A 20,392-nucleotide genomic window follows, 5' to 3' on the forward strand; every position below is an offset into this window, starting at 1 on the left:
CCAACCATGCCAAAATCTTACGCATTCCGTCTATTACCGTTGGCCTTAGCCGCCAGTTTTGCCATGCCAGCAATTGCCGATGCCGATTTCAAACACCCTCACCACCAGCCGCGCAACCAGGCGCCGCTAGTGATCGGCCATCGCGGCGCGTCCGGCTATTTGCCCGAACACACGCTGGAAGGCTACGCCAAAGCCATCGAGTTGGGCGCCGACTTCATCGAACCGGATTTGGTCTTGACCAAGGACGGCAAAATGATCGCCCGCCACGAACCGATGATAGGCGCCACCACTGACGTGGCCAGCCACCCCGAATTCGCCGACCGCAAAACCAAACGCATGTTGGACGGCGTCGAAGTGGAAGACTGGTTCGCCAGCGACTTTACCCTGGCCGAGATCAAAACTCTGCGCGCCGTGCAGCCCCGCGCCAACCGCCCGCAAGAATTCAACGGCCTGTATCAAATCCCGACCCTGGACGAAGTCATCACCCTGGCCAAACGCCAGTCGCGCCTGAGCGGCCGCACCATCGGCATTTATCCGGAAATCAAACATTCCACCTACCACGCCGATTTGCGCAACGCCGGCGGCCGTCGCCAATTCGGCCGCCATTACTTCGAAAATCGGCTGCTTGCCAAATTGCACGCCGAATACGGCAACAGCGAATGCGCACCGGTCTTCATCCAGTCGTTCGAAGTCGGCAATCTGCAATACCTGAGCAAGAAAACCGAAATCAATCTGGTGCAATTGATCGATGCCGACGACGTCAATGCCGACGGCTCGATCTCGTTGGTACCGCCGTACAAACAACCCTACGACTTTGTCAAAGCCGGCGACTCGCGCACCTTTGCCGACCTGTTGAGCGAGGACGGACTGGATTTTGTCAAATCCTACGCCGACGCAATCGGCCCGTGGAAACCCTATCTGGTGAAAACCGTGGCAGATAACGTCGACCGCAACAACGACGGCGTGGTCAACCTCAACGACCGCCGGGTCGACGGCAGCACCGGCGTATTGGAAATGGCACACGACAAAGGCTTGAAAGTCCATACCTGGACTTTCCGCAACGACGCCAGCGGTTACGGCTTTGCCGATCCGCAAGCGGAAATGACCTATTACTACGACTTGGGCGTGGACGGCTTGTTTACCGACTTTCCGGACACCGGCGTCGCCGCGCGGGATGCGTCGACCAATACCGGCAGCAATATCGAATCTTGCGGCCACCGTGGCCGGCACAATCGCCAACACCGTTGATATCGTAAGCGCCTCCGGCCGCGATGGCCGGAGGCGCTATTTTTCAGCCACTCCCAATTCCCCCGCACCAACATCACCCGGTCCGGACAAAACCGGCCGCGGCCAGATTTTGCCAAATCCACTGACTTGGTTTGGTAGCATGTAGCACCAATCGCCATACTGCCTACGCCCTTTACAGCCGATATGCGAAATCCGAATCGTCAACAGCCATGAAGCCGACCGCCGAAACCGCCGCAGCCGTCCGCGCCCATATCGATGGGCTTTACCGCTCCGAATCGCGACGGGTATTTGCCACGTTGATTCGGCTGCTCGGCGATTTCGACGTCGCCGAGGAAGCGCTGCACGATGCGTTTCGTAGCGCATTGGAGCAATGGCCGGATGCCGGCATTCCCCACAATCCGCGCGCCTGGCTGGTTTCCGCCGGCCGCTTCAAAGGCATCGATAAACTGCGCCGGCAAAGCCGCTACGACTTACACGCAGACATGGCCGATATTGCCGAAACCGAATCGGCGCCGCCCGATCCGGATGGCGACGGCCTGGAGGACGACCGGCTGCGGCTGATTTTTACCTGCTGTCACCCGGCGCTGGCAGCCGAAGCCCAAGTCGCGCTGACGCTGCGCGAAGTCTGCGGCTTGGCCACCGAGGAAATCGCCCGCGCTTTTTTGTTGCCGACGCCGACCTTGGCACAACGCATCGTCCGCGCCAAGGCCAAAATCCGCGATGCCAAAATTCCGTACCGGACGCCGGAACCCGAGGAGCTGGCCGAGCGCTTGCCGCCGGTGCTGCAGGTGGTTTATCTGGTATTCAACGAAGGCTATTCGGCGTCGTCCGGCCCGGAACTTAACCGTCCCGACTTGTCGGCGGAAGCGATTCGGCTGGGCCGGCTATTGCTCGAATTATTGCCGGAAGCCGAAGTACAAGGCTTGTTGGCATTGATGCTGTTGCACGAGTCGCGCCGGGCGGCTCGTAGCGGCACCGATGGCGAATTGGTTTTGCTGGAAGACCAGGACCGGCGGTTATGGAATCGCGAATTGATCGCCGAGGGCCTACAACGAGTGGAACAGGCCTTGCGCCAGCCGGGTTTCGGCGTCTACAGCCTACAAGCTGCTATCGCGGCGGTGCATGCCGGCGCAAGCGAAGCGGCCGCTACCGACTGGCGGCAAATCGCCGGCTTATACGAGGTGTTGCTGAAGCTGGCGCCGTCGCCTGTCGTCGCATTAAACCGCGCGGTTGCCGTTGCAATGCGCGACGGCCCCGCTGCCGGCCTGGCTTTGATCGACGCCATCCTCGCCGCTGGCGATTTGGTCGACTACCATCTGGCCCATGCCGCCCGCGCCGATTTATTGCGTCGGCTGGGTCAAGCCGACTCGGCACTCGGCGCATACCAAAAAGCGCTGGCATTGGCAAAGCAGGCGCCGGAACAGCGTTTTCTGCAGCGCAGGATCGTCGAACTTGGCGGTTAATCCCATCCTGCGCATCATGCTGTGGGATTCGATTGCCGGTTCAAAGTAGCGCCGGTGTGGTATGGTAGCGGCCGCAAATTCGCCGTCCCGAGCCTCATTCCAAGGAAAGCCAGCAATTCATGGGTGCACAAGAAAACTTCGAACAACTCCCTTTAAAAGATTTCACCGAAAAAGCCTACCTCGATTACTCGATGTATGTGATTTTGGACCGGGCCCTGCCGCATATCGGCGACGGTCTGAAACCGGTGCAACGCCGCATCGTCTACGCAATGTCCGAGCTGGGCCTGACCGCACTGGCCAAATACAAAAAGTCGGCCCGTACCGTCGGTGACGTGCTGGGTAAATACCACCCGCACGGCGATTCGGCCTGTTACGAAGCGATGGTGTTGATGGCGCAGGATTTTTCCTATCGCTACCCGCTGATCGACGGCCAGGGCAACTGGGGTTCGCCGGACGATCCGAAATCGTTCGCGGCAATGCGTTACACCGAATCGAGGCTGACCGCGTACGCGCAAACCTTGCTCAGCGAGTTGGGCCAGGGCACGGTGGACTGGGTGGACAATTTCGACGGCACATTGCAGGAACCGGCCTTGCTGCCGGCGCGTCTGCCCAACGTGCTGCTGAACGGCACCACCGGCATCGCCGTCGGCATGGCCACCGACATTCCACCGCACAATTTACGCGAAGTCGCTGCCGCCGTACTGCAACTGCTGGACGAACCGGAAACGCCGCTGGAAGGTTTGTTGGCACACATCAAAGGCCCGGATTTCCCGACCGACGCCGAAATCGTCACCCCGGCCGCCGACATTCAACGGCTTTACACCACCGGCAACGGCTCGGTGAAGATGCGGGCCAAATACGAAGTCGAAGACGGCAACATTGTCATCACCGCGCTGCCGCACCAAGTCTCCGGCGCCAAGTTGCTGGAGCAGATTGCCGCGCAGATGCTGGCAAAAAAACTGCCGATGATCGAGGACCTGCGCGACGAATCCGACCACGAGAACCCGACCCGACTGCTGATCATTCCCAAAACCAAGCGTACCGACGTCGACGCGGTGATGTCGCATCTATTCGCCACCACCGATCTGGAGAAGAACTACCGGGTCAACCTGAACATGATCGGCCTGAACGGTAAGCCGCAAGTGAAAAATCTGCGGCAAATCCTGACCGAGTGGATTACCTTCCGGACCGAAACCGTGCGCCGACGTTTGCAATACCGTTTGGACAAGGTGTTGGCGCGCTTGCATATTCTGGAAGGCTTGTTGATTGCCTACCTGAATATCGACGAAGTCATCGCCATCATCCGCCACGAAGACCATCCCAAACCGGTGTTGATGGCGAGGTTCGGGTTGACCGATGTCCAAGCCGAAGCCATTTTGGAGTTGAAGTTACGCCATCTGGCCAAACTGGAGGAAATGAAGATTCGCGGCGAGCAGGACGAATTGGAACAGGAACGCCAGGCGTTGGAGAAAACCCTGGGCTCCGCACATTTGTTGAATCGGTTGATTAGAAAGGAAATCGAACGCGATGCCGAAAAATACGGCGATGCCCGCCGCTCGCCGATCATGGAGCGCGAAGCGGCACAAGCGCTGGACACCACCGAACTGATCGCCAACGAACCGGTCACCGTGATCCTGTCGCAAAAGGGCTGGATCAGAGCAGCCAAGGGCTACGATATCGAAGCCGAAGGTTTGAGTTACCGCGCCGGCGACGGCTACCTGTCGTCCGCCAAGGGCCGCACCACGCAACCGGCCTACGTAATGGATTCGACCGGCCGGGTCTATGCCGTCACGACGCACGATTTACCGTCGGCACGCAGCCAGGGCGAACCCTTGACCGGCCGCCTGAATCCGCCGCCGGGCAGCCTGTTTACCGCTGTATTCACCGGGCAAGCGGACGACTGGGTCTTGATGGGCAGCAGCGCCGGTTACGGCTTTCGGGTGCAGTTGAAAGAGCTGTACAGTAAAAACAAGGCCGGCAAGGCGGTACTGTCGGTTCCGGACAAATCCAAAGTGTTGACCCCGACTCCGATTCCGGCCGAACGAGATTTGCTGGCAGTAGCGACGTTACAGGGCCGGCTGCTGATCTTCCCGGTCCAGGATTTACCGGAACTGGCCAAAGGCAAAGGCAATAAGCTGATTCAAATCCCAACCGCCGATTTGGCGAGCGGTAAGGATGGCGTAGTCGCTGTCACGGCGATTTCGGCGGACGGCGAGCTGAAGGTGGTCTCCGGCAAACGTTTTGTTACATTGAAGAAAATCGATATCGAACAGTATGCCGGCAATCGCGCAAATCGCGGCGCATCGCTGCCGAGAGGATTCCAAAAAGTCGATGCCCTGGAATTTGTAGCCGAATAGCCGATAAAACCATTTGTTTCAAAAAGTTACTACTTTTTTCGGCATGAGTTTTTGCAATATCGCCGAGAATCGGAAACAGGCAAAGCCGGCTTAATTTAAAAAGTGGTTGACGCGCTTCGAATAACAGCCTATGATGGCGATCTTTCTGAAGCGCCAAGGCTCTTCGGGGATAAAAAGAAGGTCAATTCGGGGTATAGCGCAGTCTGGTAGCGCGTCTGCTTTGGGAGCAGAATGTCGGGAGTTCGAATCTCTCTACCCCGACCAAGATTTGCGCTTGTAGCTCAGCCGGATAGAGCATCGGCCTTCTAAGCCGAGGGTCGCAGGTTCGAGTCCTGCCAAGCGTGCCATCGCAAAAATCATCATAATGGTGAGCGTAGCTCAGTTGGTAGAGCCCCGGATTGTGATTCCGGTTGTCGTGGGTTCGAGCCCCATCGTTCACCCCATCTTATCCTAAGATAATCAATACCTTAGCCTAAAGAGCATCCTAAGAGAAAACCTTAGGTTAGCACTCTGCCCTTACTCAAAAAGGACAAAATCAGGACAAGTAATTTCTTACTTGCCGTCCCCAGGGTACACCAAAAACCGCCCACCTGACCATATCTTTTTTGCTGTCCTTTTTAATGCGCTAAATCGTGCATTATCCGCCAGGACTCTTTAGGAAACCTTATGCGTTCTATCTTACTTGCCGCCTGCGCCTTGATCGGTTTAGCCGTTTGGGTGAACTCAAGTTACTCAGTCAGTGAACCTAAAAGTGAATATGAAATTATCCTTGAGCAAGATCGGGAGAACATCTTCACAAATTGCGTTGCTTTTAAAGAAGCTAAAGCCGTCCAGTTACCTAAGCCGAAAGTTACACCGAATGCAGGCTCTTCGTTTATCAATAACCAAACAGAAGGGCCGTTCATAGATGTACCTTTAGGTTCTGGGATGGCTGGCACTTGTCAGCTTGAGGCTGACCGCAGGAGGGCGGTGTTGGAGAAACTAATTAATAAATAAGCAAAGGGCGAACGCCTCGCCGAACTAATAGCCACTCCTTAATCCGTTTACGGTTGCGTTTTCGCAAATCTACAGAAACGCAGAGTTTCCAAAAGGGAGTTACTTCTGGAAGCCCAGGGGGGCATTTAAGATGTCGTGATTCCGACATCATCCCGATCAATACCGTACCGGGAAAAAGCCGGATTCCCGGCCTTTTGTTTTCACCACAAAAATGTCTTACCTGTTCTGACTGACGAAGAAGCGCCGTTCCCCCCTTGGGGGTGGCCGATGGGCCTCCGTTTGTAATCGAGTGGGCGCAATCCTCAGGGGAACAGGTGGGAGGCAATGGGGTAGCCAGGGGTTCAACCTGATTGACTCAGAGCCCATTTCTGGGCTTTGAGCTACCGCCATTTTTGGCGTTTGACATTACCCAGAAATGGGTAGTGGTATCTCATATCTTGCAACTTAAAAGACATATTCTATCCGGCCTCTTGACTCGTCTAAAAAGTCGTCTCATAATTGATTCCATCAAATCTTTAAAACAAGTGAGACGGTGGTTTATATGTCAATCAAGATCGGTTACGCCCGAGTAAGCACCACAGGCCAAAGCCTGGAGACACAGTTAGCAGCACTCCAGGCGGCAGGTTGTACCAAGATTTATCAGGAGAAGTTATCCGGTAAGAGCACTAGCAACCGGGAGCAATATCAGGCGGCACTGGATTACATCCGAGAGGGCGATGTTCTGATTGTTACCAAGCTGGACAGGTTGGCCCGTTCGATTAGTGACCTATGGGAAACCGTGAGAGCTATCGAGCAAAAAGGCGCGGCTCTTAAAGTTCTCGATCAGCCGCTTATCGATACCACCACCAAAGAAGGTAAGTTAGTTATGACCATGTTCGGCTATGTCGCTGAGACTGAGCGTAGCCTAATCCTTGAGCGCACCCAAGAAGGTCGAGAGAAAGCCAAAGCGGCAGGCGTTAAGTTCGGCAGGAAGGAAACCATCACACCGGAGATTGCCGAAGCGGCTCTGGAAGACTTCAAGGCTGGCAATGAGTCTTCAGCCGTGATTGCCAAGCGGCATGGCCTCAGCCGCGCATCACTGTATCGACTTGCCAAAGAGGCAGGGATTAAACGGGAGAATTGAGAATATAGTTCTCTCGGTCGAATCCTGGAGCGAATCACTCTGGGCAATGGGATCGCCTAGGGTACTGAGCGATTGAGCCAGGGATATACGATTTCAGCTATAAACAGAATCGGCACCTCCAGGGAGAGAGACCACGCCCAAGGATATACCGTCAGTTCCCGTTATGCGGATACGACAATAGCACCCACAGGATCACATAACGTGCCCTGACGTGCCGGTACCAAAGATTATTATCAACTTAGTAATAACTATTGATGATGATAGCTATAGATTCACCGTTGGAGTTCATACGGGGACACTATAGGAGCAACTCAAGCCAACCGTATGTTCACCAACGGAATAACCTTGGGGGGGACGGGGGAGTCTTTAAGGATAAACATCGGCTGTCTGCTACTTGAGCGCCTTTTGGGGTTGCCAATAGTCCGCCTAAAAGTTCACTCATGGGGTTATTTATCGGGATGGGATAGGCTAGGTTTCATGCACCTTCATGCCTGTGAGTGAACCTTTAGGCGGGCTCCCTTCGGCTCGCTAAATCCAGGAAATCCTGGAGATAAAGCCCACCCCATCTGTTGCAGTTCCTCAGTTTCACCCCAAGAGGCAGCACATAGTTGCCCTTATTGATCCCCCTAGAGTTTTTTCGACAAGTGGCAGCACATAGTTTTTTCGCCTATAGATGCCTCTTGAGCGCCTTTTCGTCCTCAATTTCTCCCATCAACCCAATACTGCACTGAAATGGTCTAATAACCCCGGACACTTCTAAAGGCAGAATTTATACTGTTAGCAGAGGTGGTCATGAGTAACGACAAAAAACACAATCGGCCAAAATACAGCCTGGAATTCAAACAAGATGCCGCCAAACTGGTTCTGGAAAAAGGCTACAGCCAACAGCAGGCAGCCGATCATTTGGGCATATCGCAAAGCGCCCTAGGACGCTGGGTACGAGCGGAACGCAAGCCTTCGGCGAACGAATCGGCGGTAAAAAAGTCTTGTCTGAATCTGGGGGACCGTGACGAATTGATCCGCTTACGGAAGGAAAATGAACAGTTGCGAATGGAGCGCGAAATCTTAAAAAAGGCCGCAGTCTTCTTTGCGAAAGAAACCGAATAAAGTACGGGTTTATTCGAGAGCAACAGAAGACCTATCCAGTCACCGTACTGTGTCGGGTCATGGGCGTTGGCACTAGTGCTTACTACGAATGGTGCACCGCCTCACAAGGCAGTGATAAAAAGCGGCAGGATCAACAGCTTACCGATAAAGTGTGTCAAATCTTTACCGACAACAAGCAGTGCTTTGGTTCGCGTCGCTTAGCGGATCGCTTGCAGAAACAGGGTTTTGCCGTCGGCCGCTTTAAAACGCGGCGGATCATGCGGGAGTTGAAGTTAAAAGTTCGCTACCCCAAACGATTTAAAGTGACCACGGACAGCAACCACAGCGAGGCCATCTCCCCAAATCGGCTGGATCGCCAATTCAAGGTCGCTCAGCCAAATCAAGTGTGGAGCACGGATATTACCTATGTCTGGACGTTACAGGGCTGGCTGTATGTCGCGGTCGTTATCGATCTATTCTCCCGCCAAGTGGTGGGCTGGGCCATTGACGACCACATGCGGACCTCGCTCTGTGTCAAGGCATTACAAATGGCCTTCTGGCGTCGCAAACCGCCACCTGGTCTGCTGCATCACTCGGATCGTGGTAGTCAGTATGCGAGTCGAGAATATCGCCAACATCTGGCCGTGATGCGCATGGAGCAAAGCATGAGCCGAAAAGGCAATTGCTGGGACAATTCGCCGACGGAACGCTTTTTCCGTAGCTTGAAGCATGAACAGCTCAACTACGAAAAATTCAAAACCCAAGAGGCGGCAAAACTGAGCGTGATCGACTATTTGGCTTTTTACAACGGCCGTCGATCGCATTCAACATTGGGCTATCAATCCCCGATCGAATTCGAGCGGGAATTTTCGAGAGACGCTGCCTAAACAAGTGTCCGGTTTTTGTTGACCATTACAGCACCCATGAAAACGTGAAAGTAAATAGCACCAATGCGGTCTCTATTACCTTCAGGGTAGACCCGCTAACCAAAGCCAAGATGGACTGGATCAATGCCCAATATCCAGAGTTCACCTGTTCTGGCTCCATGATGATCCGCCGAGCCCTATCGTACTATCAGAGCTACTTAGAGACTCTCCTCCCCGATCCCGAGCTGTTACGCCTGGAGGGGTACCAACTGAAAGCCGCAGCAACCGGGGAGGGTATCCCCTGGAGAACTCAGCCCGATTTCACCAGGAAACCGGGCAAGCCTCTCAGTGAGTACCTGAAGGAGACAGGCCAACGGAGACTCAACAAGCTACTCACCACAGACCCCGACTGGAGGCTTAGGCAATGATTCGTACCCATCCAGGTACCAGACCCAAGGTCTACCACAAAGACCTCACAAAGAACGACCTTAACCAACTGATTATCGAGATAAGGCACGGCGATGGAATTATCACCCCCAGGGCAATCGCCTCAAGGTGGGGTATTTCCCAGGCCTCAGCCGCTCGCTTAATCATGATCCACAATCACCCGGAGTAAACAATTATGGCAACTTGACGAGCCCAGCCGTTCAAGTCACCGATACGGTTCACTCCGTCCAATTCGGTGGCGCTAATCCAGGGTTCTCCTCCCAAGGTTTGAGCCAGTTCGATACTTCGGACTTTGCACGGGATACCGGCAGCCCCTTGAGTACCGCCCGCAATAACGGCTTTCCTGCCGGTGGCGACTTAAGGCTTGATTCTGTTATCAAGGCAGGCGGCACCGAATTGACCATCGAAAACGCCATGCACATGGGTTGGGTCCGCCAAGCCGCCAACGGTTTCGAGTGGATAGGCCCAGGCAGCCACCCAGAAGTTAAAAAAAATCCCGATAGCTCCCAGATAAGCCCAGCACAGAACACCCAGGAGCCGCCGACCGATCAGCGGGAGGAGTCTCAGCAGAAGTTGCCGGAAGGTGTCGAGCCGTTCACTCCTGAAGTAGAGGCCCAAGTGGCCCAGGCCATCAGCGGCATACCTCAGCCCATGATTAGTGAGGCTGTGGTTCATGTACTGGAGCACGGCCCCGAGAGTTTGAACTATGACCAGCTCGCCAGCCTAACCGGCCTGTCTGCGGCTGAGGTACAACAACGGGCCGCCTCTGTGATTGGGGCCTTTACCGCTCAGGCGGACAGTATTGCCAAGTCGATGGGCATACAGGAACCCCAAGAGCTCTGGAACTGGCTGCACACTAACCGAGGGGATGCCATGAAGAGAGCCCAAAGAGACATGGCGTTTAACCGGGATACCCGGATGCTCCGCCAGCTTATCCAGCATGCAAAGGACTCGCTCGGCCCCGATGAGGGCTCCCTCAAAGCCGCTGGCTATCAAACCCACGTTAACGACTATGGTGAACTATTGGTCAACATCAACGGTGCCTGGACGCTCGCCAGTGTCGCCCAGAAGATGCGCCTAATCTGAGGATTTAACTCAGGCAACTAAAAACCAGGGTGAACCCGTAGGAGCCCCACCAAGGCTCAGGGTTCGCCCTTTTCTTTCCAGCATTTAATCCACTCACAAGCATTTCAATCAATGGCAATCTCACCACGCCAAGCCATCGCCAACCATTGCAAGGGTTGTATTTATGACCCGAAAGCAGGCGGTACTTGGAGACAACAAACGGAAGGCTGCACGGTCACAACCTGTGAACTCTATAGCTTCCGCCCCATCACCTCAAAAACCAAGCAAACCCTCAAGCAAACCCTCGCGACCCTAGGCAACCCCTTGGCGGTCCCCGTTTTGTCTGCGGATTTAGTCGCCTGAGTTAAATCCATGACAAGGCCAGCGGATAGAATGATGTGGTTCTGGTCGGAACTCAGCAACCGACTACAGGACTTCAAGAATAACCCCAACGATGAAAAAACCAGATTACTCCTGGAGATAATGGCCCAGTATCGCGAGGCCGCCGATAGGGGCTTAGTCGGTATCCAGCCCACAGGCTCCACCGATGGTAGCGGGGTAGTTCTCCAGCATGCCGACAATTACCCGGTTATCAACGCCTATGACTGGTACCGGGGCCACTCATGAGTAAGCGCACTACCGTGAAGCTTCTCACCTTCAACTTGGGCGGTACCCAGATCAGAGGGATACTTCAAGGCCAAGAGGCTTGGCTATTGGTCGGCGATATTGCCAAGGCTTTTGGCAGTACCCCTCCCAGCCATTACTCAATATTGGCAGGGATGGACAAGGCCTTAATATGGATAGATACCCCGAGAGGCCCGAGGGAGGCTCTGGTGGTTAACCAAGAGTCCCTCATTGCGTGGGCCTATCGGAGCCGGAAGGCTGCAGCGGGCAACCTGAGGAAGTGGCTTGCCGATCAGATCAAACCGGGCTTACTCCAGAGCATCACCTTTAATTCAGTAGAGGGTGGGCTGATTGTCGGCAAGGTGGGGGCTTAGGCTAGCTCACCAACAACATCAGTCCGTCTGGCACGTTGGGCGGCCATGTCGGTGTAGTGAAAAGAAAACCGATGCCAATGGAAGCTAACCTCTCGGGGGCCATGCACTGTTCTTTGTAACTGTAGGTCTGTCCCCTTAGGGTGAACCTCAAGGTAAAACTCATGATTCCCCAGGAACAGCACCTTAGTGGTAGTGTCGAGCATAAGAGGCACCTCCCCAGAGTCGTTGATCGAAGGGATTGCGCCAAAGCCAAAAGCGATAGATTTACGTGTAATTTCGATATACATAGTTAGGTTTCCTTTAGTGAGATATTGAAAGTTGATTAATGCGTTGTATCAGTTGGGCCAAGGTCTTTGGTTAGTACCGTGGTGAAAGCCTCCAGCCCCTTACCATCCCGCCGCCATTCAACGGTATAAACTACTGCCGCATGGGGAGGGATGTCTTTAAGTTTGGCGTCGGCAGAGTCGCGGTAGTCAGTACCCAGATAATGCCAACCATCATCGAGAAAATGCCTAGATGTTGTCATAATGCCTCCTCAGCCGAGCCTTAACGCCAAGTCGCTGGCCTTGAGGTGGGTGTATCGTTTGAGCATGGATAAGGTCTTATGCCCGGTAATGGCTGAGACCTCCATCGTGTTGAGCCCCTTCTCGAATAACCTGGAGGTGGCCTCATGGCGTAAGTCGTGAAACCGTAGGTCTTTGAGGTTGGCCCGCTTACAGGCACGGCTGAAGGCTTGGGACACTGAGTCGGGCTTGGTGGTGAATACCGGCCCTTCAGTTTTAACGCCTACACTGTTGAGCACCTCCAAGGCTCTGGAGGATAACGGTACCTCCCGAGAATCACCGTTCTTGGTATCCGGGAGGAGTACAACACGCTTGGCGGTGTCGACATTCTCCCAGGTCATACCCAGGAGCTCAGATCGACGCATGCCGGTTTCGACGGCAAGCTGGACTATCTGGTGAACTTCTTGGGTGTACTCCAGGGCTTGGATAAGTTTACGGAGTTCTTCCGGGGTGAGCCTTCTGGTTCTGCCGTTCGGTAACTTAGGGAGCTTGATGAGCTTGATGGGATTAGCTAGCGACTCAAAACCCCACTCAGTCCGGGCGATGCTGTACACGTTGGAAATAACGGCCAAGTCTAGGCGTACAGTATTGGGGGAGAGCTCCTTACCTAACCGCTCATCGCGCCACTTGGCAAAGTCACTGCTTTTAATTTCTGCTAGAGGCTTATTCGCGATGGGCGAATTTATCCAGCTTTTTACCCGGTGGCCCTCATGGATAGCACCTTTCTTTTTTGGTGTGATTAATTCCAGATACCGGCAGAGTAAGTCTCTTAGGGTAGTCCCATCGGTTTCAATTGGAGCTGGTGCCGAGTAGTTCCCTCGATCGATCTCCGCTTCAATCTGCCGAGCCCAGGTCTGGGCCTCCGCTTTGGTACCGAAAGACTTGGTTAAGTCTGGGTGTCCTTTGCGCTGTATCCTGGCTTGCCAAGAGCCGGACCCGCGCTTTCGAAATGTAGCCATATGTTCTCCTAAAAAAGGACAGGAGAAGGACAAAAGGCCAACTTTAGGGGCGGTCTAAATGGATAGTTCGTTAGGTTTATATGTGTTATCAGTGGGTTAGATGTAATGGTGAGCGTAGCTCAGTTGGTAGAGCCCCGGATTGTGATTCCGGTTGTCGTGGGTTCGAGCCCCATCGTTCACCCCACCATACTCTTGAAAGTCAAGCCTTCGTTCCAATCCAGTCACCGGCTAATATTTTGCCCGCGCCCTGACTGAACTGCTCAGAAAGCCCCCACCTGCCCCACCTAAAACAACCCGTATCCGCAAACGATTTGTTTTCGCCTGCAGTAGCTTCAAGACTCTAAATCCTATCTACCCGGCTTAATGTCAAATGCAATACAAATTCGTTCCTGGTCGGAATTGAATGGAATTGTGCGGTGAAACAACGAGGACGGGAACAACACCAGGTCACCAACTTTTTGGTCGACGATTTGGGTCGGAAAGTCGTCGTGCAGACGCGGGTAGTCATCGCCGTCGGTACCGTATTCGAAACTGCCTTCATGGTTGTTGCATTTGTCCGGTAGTTGCAGGTAGACGCAGCCGCTGATCCAGCCTTCTTCGTGGATGTGCGAGGTCAAATAGCCGCCCTGGTCCATGCGTAAATACCAGGAGCTGGCGAATTCCAGCGTTTTCGGAAACAAGCGAATCAAGGCATCGTCGCTGCCGGCAAAGTGTTGTTGGTAAGCTTTGACCTTGGCGCGGATCAGTGTCGCCAACTGCTGAAACGAGGCTTCCGGTCGCTGCAATAAATTTCCTGCTGACTGCATGCCGTAATACAAACGCCCCTGCTTGCGCTCGGCGATGGCCAAGTGTTTGACGTCATCCAGCAATTGGTTCAGCAAGGCGCTGCCGGGTTCCGTCAGTTCGGCTATCCGGGTGTGCTGAACGAACGCCATCGGATCGCGACAGTAGCCGTACACGTCGGATTGCCGGAAATTGGTGGCGTAGTGCGTCGCCAAACTGCCCAGCAATACCGAGTTGTGGCGGTCTTGGGCGATCAATTCATCCAGGCGCTGTTTGAACGCGTCGAATTGACGCGTTTTATACAAACACAACAACACCCGCTCTTGAGCGTCGGCGAAATCCGACGCCGAGAAGTAAGGGATCGCCTGCTCGAACTGTCCTCCCAAACAATAACTCTCGCCCAGATTGTAATTGGCACGGCCGTGATCGGGATTGGCTTGCAGCGCGGCGCGGTAACAACGCACCGCTTCCTCCATGTTGCCTTGGTCGCGGTAAATTTCACCCAGGTCGTTCCAGGCGTCGGCGAATTGCGGATCCAGGCGCAACGCTGCTTTGAAAGCGTCGATGGCTTGGCCGTGCGCGCCCTGGTCGTAAAGATTGGTGCCGAGATTGAAATAGCCCAGCGCATCGGCATTGATCTCCAGGGCTTTGCGGTAACACTGCTCGGCCGCTTTCAGGTCGCCAAGCGTTTGCAGCACCGCGCCCCAATTGGCCCAAGCCTGGTAATAACCGGGTTGTTGCTCGACGGCTGTTCGATAATGCTTGGCCGCATCCTGCCATTGGTTTTGCTGCTGCAACAGCGCGCCCAAATTGAAATGCGCAACGGTCAGATCCGGCTTGATTTGTAGCGCCTTGCGGTAAGCGGCGATGGCGCCTTTGGCGTCGTTGAGTTGGGTATAAATCGCGCCGAGGTTGAAATGGATTTCGGCGATATTGGGATCGATGGCGATCATCTTGCGGAAGCTGGCCGCCGCCTCGCGCAACTTGCCTTGTAGCTGTTGGCACATGCCCAGCAAATTCAGCAGCGGCAAGGATTTGGGGTAGGCGTTCAACAAGCCTTGCGCCCTGATTTCCGCCAACGGGATTTGGCCGGCCTGGTACAGTTGATGGATGGCCTGTAATTCCGCCGGTTGCGGTTGTTTGGGCTGGGCTTTCATCGTCAGTCGATACCTGTGTGCTGGTTACAGGTGGTTGAGCGGCAAACTCGCCGCCGGCAACCGCCAGGCCGCAAGACCTGGCGGCAAACGGATTTAACGCACCACTTCGCGCTGTTTCAATGTGGCGTAAATGTCGTCGACGCTCATTTGATCGGCGTCGAAGGCCAAATCGGCGGCATCGGCTGCCAAACCTACCGCCAAGCAGATCAAACCAGCGTTTTTAATCGCGGCGGCCAATCCCGAATCGGCTTGCTCCAATACCGTCGCGGCGTGACCGGTGTCGAACAGGCGACGCTCCAGATGATAAGCCATGGTTTTGGCATCAGCGCCAGCGAGGGCGACGATGGTGGCGGTTTGGCCGAAGCGGCTGGCGCGTTCCTCAGCAGTGACCGGCGCCCATTCGTCCTTGCTGGCATCGCCGACGATCATGCCGGCGCCAACGGTGACGTTGGTCAAACGGTCGATGATGATGAACGAGCCGGTGGCTTTATTGCGCTTATAGGGTTCGAACACCACTGGCGCGTTGACCGCCACGGTGCATAAGCCGATTTCGTTCAGTTTCAATTCGTCGGCGTCGTGGTGTTCCAAGGTGTTGACGTCGATGCGATGGTGAATCGTCGCCACCGAACCGGACACGCTGCGGGTGGCCAGTTTGATCACGTACTGGCGACCGGGCAGCATGGCTTGTTCGGTCATCCAGACAATGTTGGCCTTGAATTTATCGGCGACGCTGGGTGTGGTTTGTTGCTGGCCCAGGATGACGTCGCCTCGGCTGATGTCGATCTCGTCATTCAGCGTCAAGGTCACGGCCATGCCGGCGAAAGCTTGTTGCAGATCGCCGTCGAAAGTCACGATCGATTTAATCGTGCTGGTTTTGCCGGACGGCAGCGCGGTAATCGCATCTCCCTTATGAAAAATACCCGACGCCACGGTACCGCAGAAGCCGCGGAAATCAAGATTCGGCCGGTTGACGTACTGCACCGGAAAGCGGGCGTCGTCGAAATTATGGTCGCTGGCGATTTCGATGCTATTCAGCAATTCCATCATCGGCAGGCCGCTGAACCAAGGCATATTGGCGCTGGGGTTGACGACGTTGTCGCCGTCCAAAGCCGACATCGGAATGAAATGGATATCATGCAAATCCAGATGTTTGACGAAAGTCATGTAGTCGTCGCGAATCTTTTCGAAGGTTTCCTGGCTGTAGCCGACCAAGTCCATTTTGTTGACCGCGACAATGATGTGCTTGATGCCCAGCAGCGAGGCGATGAAACTGTGGCGCTTGGTCTGGGTTTGCACACCGTAGCGGGCGTCGATCAGGATCACCGCCAAATCGCAGGTCGAGGCGCCGGTGGCCATGTTGCGCGTATATTGCTCGTGGCCGGGGGTGTCGGCGATGATGAATTTGCGGGTCGAGGTCGAGAAATAACGGTAAGCGACGTCGATGGTGATGCCCTGCTCGCGCTCGGCCTGCAGACCGTCGACCAACAAAGCCAAATCGATCTTGCCGGCGCCGGTGGTGCCGGACTTGACGCTATCGGCCTGCACCGCGGCCAACTGGTCTTCGTAAATCATTTTCGAGTCGTGCAACAAGCGGCCGATCAAGGTACTCTTGCCGTCGTCGACGTTGCCGCAGGTCAAAAATCGCAGCAACTCCTTGCGTTCGTGTTGCGCCAAATAGGCGTTGATGTCGGTGGCGATGAGGTCGGATTGGTGGGACATGGGTTTCCTGAATGCCTAAATTTGTTCGAAAGTTGTATTACGCGCAATGCTGTTTTAAAAAGTCAGCCAGTTCTTCGCGACTGACTTGCCGGGTTGCCGTACTAATAACCCAGTCGTAAAACTGAGTGTCGTCCATCGTTGGTTGTTTTTGGTTGGCGACCAGAAACACCAGCATGCAGGCGGCCGCTACCCGCTTGTTGCCGTCCAGAAACGGATGGTTGTTGGCTAGCGAATAGCAATATTGAGCGGCGGTCTGAAATATATCGCCGCTGTAGTGCCAAGTCTGTCGTGCCGCACCAAGCGCCGATTCCAACAGCGCTTCGTCTCGAATACCCAAAGCACCGCCAAAGCGTTCTATCTGTTGACGATGTATCTGTAACGCCAATGCTTTCGAGATGAAAAACAACTCGGCCATCTATTGGGCCAGCTTGGCAAACGCATCGGCGTACTGGCTCATTAACTGCTGATGAATTTGTAGGGCTTGTGCTTCAGTCACGCGCTGGTCAGACTGTTGCTTCTTTTGTTTTTCTTCAAGAAACAGCACGAAATCCAGTACCTCGGCTTGCAGGCCGGGTTCGAGATTCACGAGGTGCTGCTGGATTTCTTCGTGCAGTTGCATGAAAGCTTCCACCGAGTTTTGCTGGTTGGCAAGGTTCCTGTTAAAAATACCCTTCGCGTTTTTTCTGTTCCATCGATCCGGCCTGATCGTGGTCGATCAAGCGGCCTTGACGCTCGGACGTGGTGGTCAGCAACATTTCTTGAATGATCTCCGGCAAGGTGGTTGCGGTCGATTCGACGGCGCCGGTCAGCGGGTAGCAGCCCAGGGTACGGAAGCGCACCATTTTCATTTCGACTTTGTCTTCGGGGCCGATCGGCATCCGGTCGTCGTCGACCATGATCAACATGCCATCCTTATTGACCACCGGGCGCTCTTTGGCGAAGTACAGCGGGACGATGGGGATGTTTTCCAGATGGATGTATTGCCAGATGTCCAATTCAGTCCAGTTGGATAGCGGAAATACCCGAATCGATTCGCCCTTGTCGATCTTGCCGTTATAGATGTTCCAAAGCTCCGGGCGCTGGTTTTTTGGGTCCCAGCGGTGGTTCTTGTCACGAAACGAGTAAACCCGCTCCTTGGCGCGGGATTTTTCCTCGTCGCGGCGGGCGCCGCCGAAAGCCGCATCAAACTGGTATTTGTTCAAGGCTTGTTTCAGCGCATCGGTTTTCATGACGTCGGTATGCTTCTTACTACCGTGGGTGAACGGGCCAATGCCTTGGGCAACGCCTTCCTGATTGATATGGACGATCAGGTCCCAGCCCAGATCTTTGGCCATGTTGTTCCGAAACTCGATCATTTCCCGGAATTTCCAGGTGGTATCGACGTGCAACAACGGAAACGGCGGTTTGCCGGGAAAGAAGGCTTTGCGGGTCAGATGCAGCATGACCGCCGAGTCCTTGCCGATGGAATAGAGCATGACGGGCTTTTCGAATTCCGCTGCCACTTCGCGGATGATGTGGATACTTTCGGCTTCGAGCTGTTTCAGGTGGGTCAGTTTATAATCGGTCATCAATTATCCGGGGCGCGCGGCCTGTTTGCATGCAAAGGTTAGTGCGCTATTTTAATGGCAAACCCCTATCGACGCCATCGGCAAAGCTTATGAGACAGTACCACGGCTTGGAAACTCTACGGGCGGCAATCTCCGGCCGGCCGACACTGGCAAAGTTGGCGGAATGCTTACTGGATGACCTGCGCGAATGCCGTTGCACGATATTCGGCAGCATTGGTGACGACGACCGCGTCGTGCTGGCCGAGCTGAGCTTGGAAGCCGATACGCTGCTTTACGAACACTTCGAACAACGCCTCGACTTGCAGGTGGCAGGGCCGATTTTGCGCGACGATTGCGTGCCGCTGACCTTTCGTTTGGCCGGCGAGCGATTTGCGGTGACAGGCCGCTGTTCGGCTTTACCGCACGTCTGCGGCCGGGATTTGTATCTGAGCCGTTACAGCGGCCAGATTGGCGACATTGCCCGGCAACGTTTTCAAATTCCGCTGAAACAATTGCCGTAACAAATCAGTTCAAGCGTGACTTTTTGCCCAGCGCACGATGTCTTGGGCTGACGTCGCCCCGGCCTGGCGGACGATTTCGCGGCCGCCCTTGAACAGAATCAGCGTCGGGATGCTGCGGATCTGGTAATGCGCGCTCAACTCGACCTGCGCTTCGGTGTCGATTTTTCCCAGGCGCATCGTCGGTTCCAATAAGCCGGCCGCCTGGGCAAAGGCCGGCGCCATCATCCGGCAGGGCCCGCACCAAGCCGCCCAAAAATCCACTAGCAGCGGTATCTCGCTAGAACGCAGATGTTTGTCGAAATTGGCGGCGGTCAATTCCAGCGGATGGCCGGTAAACAGCGCTTGATGGCATTGGCCGCATTTTGGATGCTGAGCCAGCCGCGCGGCAGGCAGGCGGTTGATGGCCGCGCAATGCGGGCAGGCTAAGTGAATCGATTCGCTCATTTTTGGCCTCGGAATAGGGACGGCTAACCTTCGCGGCGGCGAAGGGATTGCCGCTTAAACTTAGGGCGGTGCTGCTAAAAACAAGAGGCCGATCGAAATTATCGCCACAAACCGCCGATTCGCCAGCGCGGCGCCCGCCGTGCCGGAATTACGCGGTAACCCAGTAACGGTGCATAGTCCAGCCAGTGACTCGGCGCCGCCGGCACCAAGGCCTGTAGCCGACGAATCCGTTCTTCGGTTGGCGGATGGGTGCGCAGCCAGGACGGTTCCGGGTTACCCCAACCGGGAAACAACACGGCCAGCCAGCCCTTGCTGGCTTGTTCGATATGGGCCAGCGCTTGCGCCAAACCCAGCGGGTCGCCGGTCAGCATGGCCGCATTCAAATCGGCGTCGTATTCGCGAGTGCGGGACAAGCCCAGTTGCGCCAGCAGAGCCAAGTGCGGCGAAAACAACAATAGCAGTATCGCCGGCCAGTTGAACTCGAATACGACATCGGCAAGCAGCATGGCCGGAATACTTAGCAGTAGAAACAATTGCCCTAAACTCGCAAACACCGCAGTGATGCGGCTAACCGCATCAGCCAGACTCATCACCCGCAAATCGTTGTTGGCAATATGCGAGATTTCGTGGGCCAACACACCCGCCAGTTCTCGGGTCGATAGGCGCTGCAACAGGCTGTCGCTCAGCGCGATCGCCGATTGCTTGCGGCTGCCCACGGCAAAGGCGTTGATGACCGGACTGGGGAAGAAGTAAGGCGTCGGTGCGCGGGTCAGTTCGGCACGTTCGGCCAGCGTTTCCAGCATTTGCCAAAGTACCGGGGCCTCTTGCGGATAAATCGGCCGGGCCCGATAGAAACTCAAGGTCAGACGCCAAGCGGTGCTGGGTGTAATCAACAAACCGAAGCCGGCCGCCGCCAGGGCCATCCAGATACCGTCGTCGCCGAATAACAGACTGCCGGCCAGCGCGCAAATACCCAACAACGCGGCAACCAATAAAACGGTTTGCAGCCGATTCAGCCAGCGATGGCTGCGGCGAATAGCGCGATTCATG

The 20,392-nt window shown here is 55.1% G+C and carries 20 protein-coding genes and 4 tRNA genes; 14 read left to right on the forward strand and 10 right to left on the reverse strand.

Going from position 1 to position 20,392, the window contains the following annotated elements; genetic code table 11:
* The first annotated feature begins 6 nt into the window (after nucleotides 1-6).
* The 12 genes from PL263_RS10160 (at nucleotide 7) to PL263_RS10215 (ending at nucleotide 11,649) form a co-directional block, all read left to right on the forward strand.
* Nucleotides 7-1,248 (forward strand): glycerophosphodiester phosphodiesterase, encoded by a 1,242-nt coding sequence (locus tag PL263_RS10160; RefSeq protein ID WP_278209325.1) that lies wholly within the window; start codon nucleotides 7-9, stop codon nucleotides 1,246-1,248.
* Between the two features lie 209 nt (nucleotides 1,249-1,457).
* Nucleotides 1,458-2,711, forward strand: coding sequence for an RNA polymerase sigma factor (locus PL263_RS10165; RefSeq protein WP_278209326.1), 1,254 nt, complete (start codon nucleotides 1,458-1,460; stop codon nucleotides 2,709-2,711).
* A gap of 119 nt (nucleotides 2,712-2,830) precedes the next feature.
* Nucleotides 2,831-5,068 (forward strand): DNA topoisomerase IV subunit A, encoded by a 2,238-nt coding sequence (parC, locus tag PL263_RS10170; protein WP_278209327.1) that lies wholly within the window; start codon nucleotides 2,831-2,833, stop codon nucleotides 5,066-5,068.
* Nucleotides 5,069-5,255: 187 nt separating this feature from the next.
* Nucleotides 5,256-5,332, forward strand: a tRNA-Pro gene (locus tag PL263_RS10175).
* Nucleotides 5,333-5,338: 6 nt separating this feature from the next.
* Nucleotides 5,339-5,415, forward strand: a tRNA-Arg gene (locus PL263_RS10180).
* A gap of 20 nt (nucleotides 5,416-5,435) precedes the next feature.
* Nucleotides 5,436-5,511 (forward strand) — tRNA-His (locus PL263_RS10185).
* Nucleotides 5,512-5,734: 223 nt separating this feature from the next.
* On the forward strand, nucleotides 5,735-6,064 hold the full coding sequence (locus PL263_RS10190; protein WP_278209328.1) for a hypothetical protein: 330 nt from the start codon (nucleotides 5,735-5,737) through the stop codon (nucleotides 6,062-6,064).
* A gap of 541 nt (nucleotides 6,065-6,605) precedes the next feature.
* On the forward strand, nucleotides 6,606-7,187 hold the full coding sequence (locus tag PL263_RS10195) for a recombinase family protein (RefSeq protein WP_278209329.1): 582 nt from the start codon (nucleotides 6,606-6,608) through the stop codon (nucleotides 7,185-7,187).
* 792 nt (nucleotides 7,188-7,979) lie between these two features.
* Entirely contained in the window at nucleotides 7,980-8,294 is a 315-nt protein-coding gene (locus PL263_RS10200) for a transposase (RefSeq protein ID WP_278209330.1), read from the forward strand.
* A gap of 11 nt (nucleotides 8,295-8,305) precedes the next feature.
* Complete coding sequence (locus PL263_RS10205; protein ID WP_278212847.1) at nucleotides 8,306-9,160, forward strand: IS3 family transposase; 855 nt, start codon at nucleotides 8,306-8,308, stop codon at nucleotides 9,158-9,160.
* 741 nt (nucleotides 9,161-9,901) lie between these two features.
* The gene (locus PL263_RS10210) at nucleotides 9,902-10,672 is read left to right on the forward strand and encodes a hypothetical protein (protein ID WP_278209331.1); all 771 of its coding nucleotides are present in this window, start codon (nucleotides 9,902-9,904) and stop codon (nucleotides 10,670-10,672) included.
* 602 nt (nucleotides 10,673-11,274) lie between these two features.
* Nucleotides 11,275-11,649 carry a hypothetical protein gene (locus PL263_RS10215; RefSeq protein WP_278209332.1) on the forward strand — a complete coding sequence of 125 codons (375 nt, stop codon included), beginning with the start codon at nucleotides 11,275-11,277 and terminating at the stop codon, nucleotides 11,647-11,649.
* On the opposite strand, the gene PL263_RS10220 is transcribed toward PL263_RS10215, so the two are convergent.
* Genes PL263_RS10220 through PL263_RS10230 form a run of 3 tightly spaced genes read right to left on the reverse strand, consistent with a single transcriptional unit; the run spans nucleotide 11,646 to nucleotide 13,171 of the window.
* On the reverse strand, nucleotides 11,646-11,936 hold the full coding sequence (locus PL263_RS10220; protein WP_278209333.1) for a hypothetical protein: 291 nt from the start codon (nucleotides 11,934-11,936) through the stop codon (nucleotides 11,646-11,648). The two genes, PL263_RS10215 and PL263_RS10220, sit on opposite strands and share 4 nt — an antisense overlap.
* Before the next feature lie 35 nt (nucleotides 11,937-11,971).
* Nucleotides 11,972-12,175, reverse strand: a complete 204-nt coding sequence (locus tag PL263_RS10225; RefSeq protein ID WP_278209334.1) for a hypothetical protein — start codon at nucleotides 12,173-12,175, stop codon at nucleotides 11,972-11,974.
* A 9-nt stretch (nucleotides 12,176-12,184) separates the two neighbouring features.
* On the reverse strand, nucleotides 12,185-13,171 hold the full coding sequence (locus tag PL263_RS10230; protein ID WP_278209335.1) for a site-specific integrase: 987 nt from the start codon (nucleotides 13,169-13,171) through the stop codon (nucleotides 12,185-12,187).
* A gap of 108 nt (nucleotides 13,172-13,279) precedes the next feature.
* Here PL263_RS10230 and PL263_RS10235 point away from each other — a divergent pair.
* Nucleotides 13,280-13,355 (forward strand) — tRNA-His (locus tag PL263_RS10235).
* 163 nt (nucleotides 13,356-13,518) lie between these two features.
* Here PL263_RS10235 and PL263_RS10240 read toward each other — a convergent pair.
* From PL263_RS10240 to cysD, 5 genes are all read right to left on the reverse strand, one after another.
* Nucleotides 13,519-15,111 (reverse strand): tetratricopeptide repeat protein, encoded by a 1,593-nt coding sequence (locus tag PL263_RS10240; RefSeq protein WP_278209336.1) that lies wholly within the window; start codon nucleotides 15,109-15,111, stop codon nucleotides 13,519-13,521.
* Nucleotides 15,112-15,204: 93 nt separating this feature from the next.
* On the reverse strand, nucleotides 15,205-16,830 hold the full coding sequence (cysN, locus tag PL263_RS10245) for a sulfate adenylyltransferase subunit CysN (RefSeq protein WP_278209337.1): 1,626 nt from the start codon (nucleotides 16,828-16,830) through the stop codon (nucleotides 15,205-15,207).
* A gap of 37 nt (nucleotides 16,831-16,867) precedes the next feature.
* On the reverse strand, nucleotides 16,868-17,245 hold the full coding sequence (locus PL263_RS10250; RefSeq protein ID WP_278209338.1) for a type II toxin-antitoxin system death-on-curing family toxin: 378 nt from the start codon (nucleotides 17,243-17,245) through the stop codon (nucleotides 16,868-16,870).
* Nucleotides 17,246-17,449: a hypothetical protein gene (locus PL263_RS10255; protein WP_278209339.1), complete on the reverse strand. Its 204-nt coding sequence runs from the start codon at nucleotides 17,447-17,449 to the stop codon at nucleotides 17,246-17,248.
* A gap of 40 nt (nucleotides 17,450-17,489) precedes the next feature.
* Nucleotides 17,490-18,398, reverse strand: a complete 909-nt coding sequence (gene cysD / locus PL263_RS10260; RefSeq protein WP_256610297.1) for a sulfate adenylyltransferase subunit CysD — start codon at nucleotides 18,396-18,398, stop codon at nucleotides 17,490-17,492.
* 89 nt (nucleotides 18,399-18,487) lie between these two features.
* On the opposite strand from cysD, the gene PL263_RS10265 reads away from it, so the two are divergent.
* Nucleotides 18,488-18,898, forward strand: coding sequence for a hypothetical protein (locus tag PL263_RS10265; protein WP_278209340.1), 411 nt, complete (start codon nucleotides 18,488-18,490; stop codon nucleotides 18,896-18,898).
* A 9-nt stretch (nucleotides 18,899-18,907) separates the two neighbouring features.
* On the opposite strand, the gene trxC is transcribed toward PL263_RS10265, so the two are convergent.
* Both trxC and PL263_RS10275 read right to left on the reverse strand, forming a co-directional pair.
* Entirely contained in the window at nucleotides 18,908-19,342 is a 435-nt protein-coding gene (trxC, locus tag PL263_RS10270) for a thioredoxin TrxC (protein ID WP_278209341.1), read from the reverse strand.
* Between the two features lie 98 nt (nucleotides 19,343-19,440).
* On the reverse strand, nucleotides 19,441-20,391 hold the full coding sequence (locus PL263_RS10275) for a zinc metalloprotease HtpX (RefSeq protein WP_278209342.1): 951 nt from the start codon (nucleotides 20,389-20,391) through the stop codon (nucleotides 19,441-19,443).
* Between the last annotated feature and the right edge of the window lies 1 nt (nucleotide 20,392).

This window comes from Methylomonas sp. EFPC3, assembly GCF_029643245.1.
Classification (GTDB): Bacteria; Pseudomonadota; Gammaproteobacteria; order Methylococcales; family Methylomonadaceae; genus Methylomonas; species Methylomonas koyamae_B.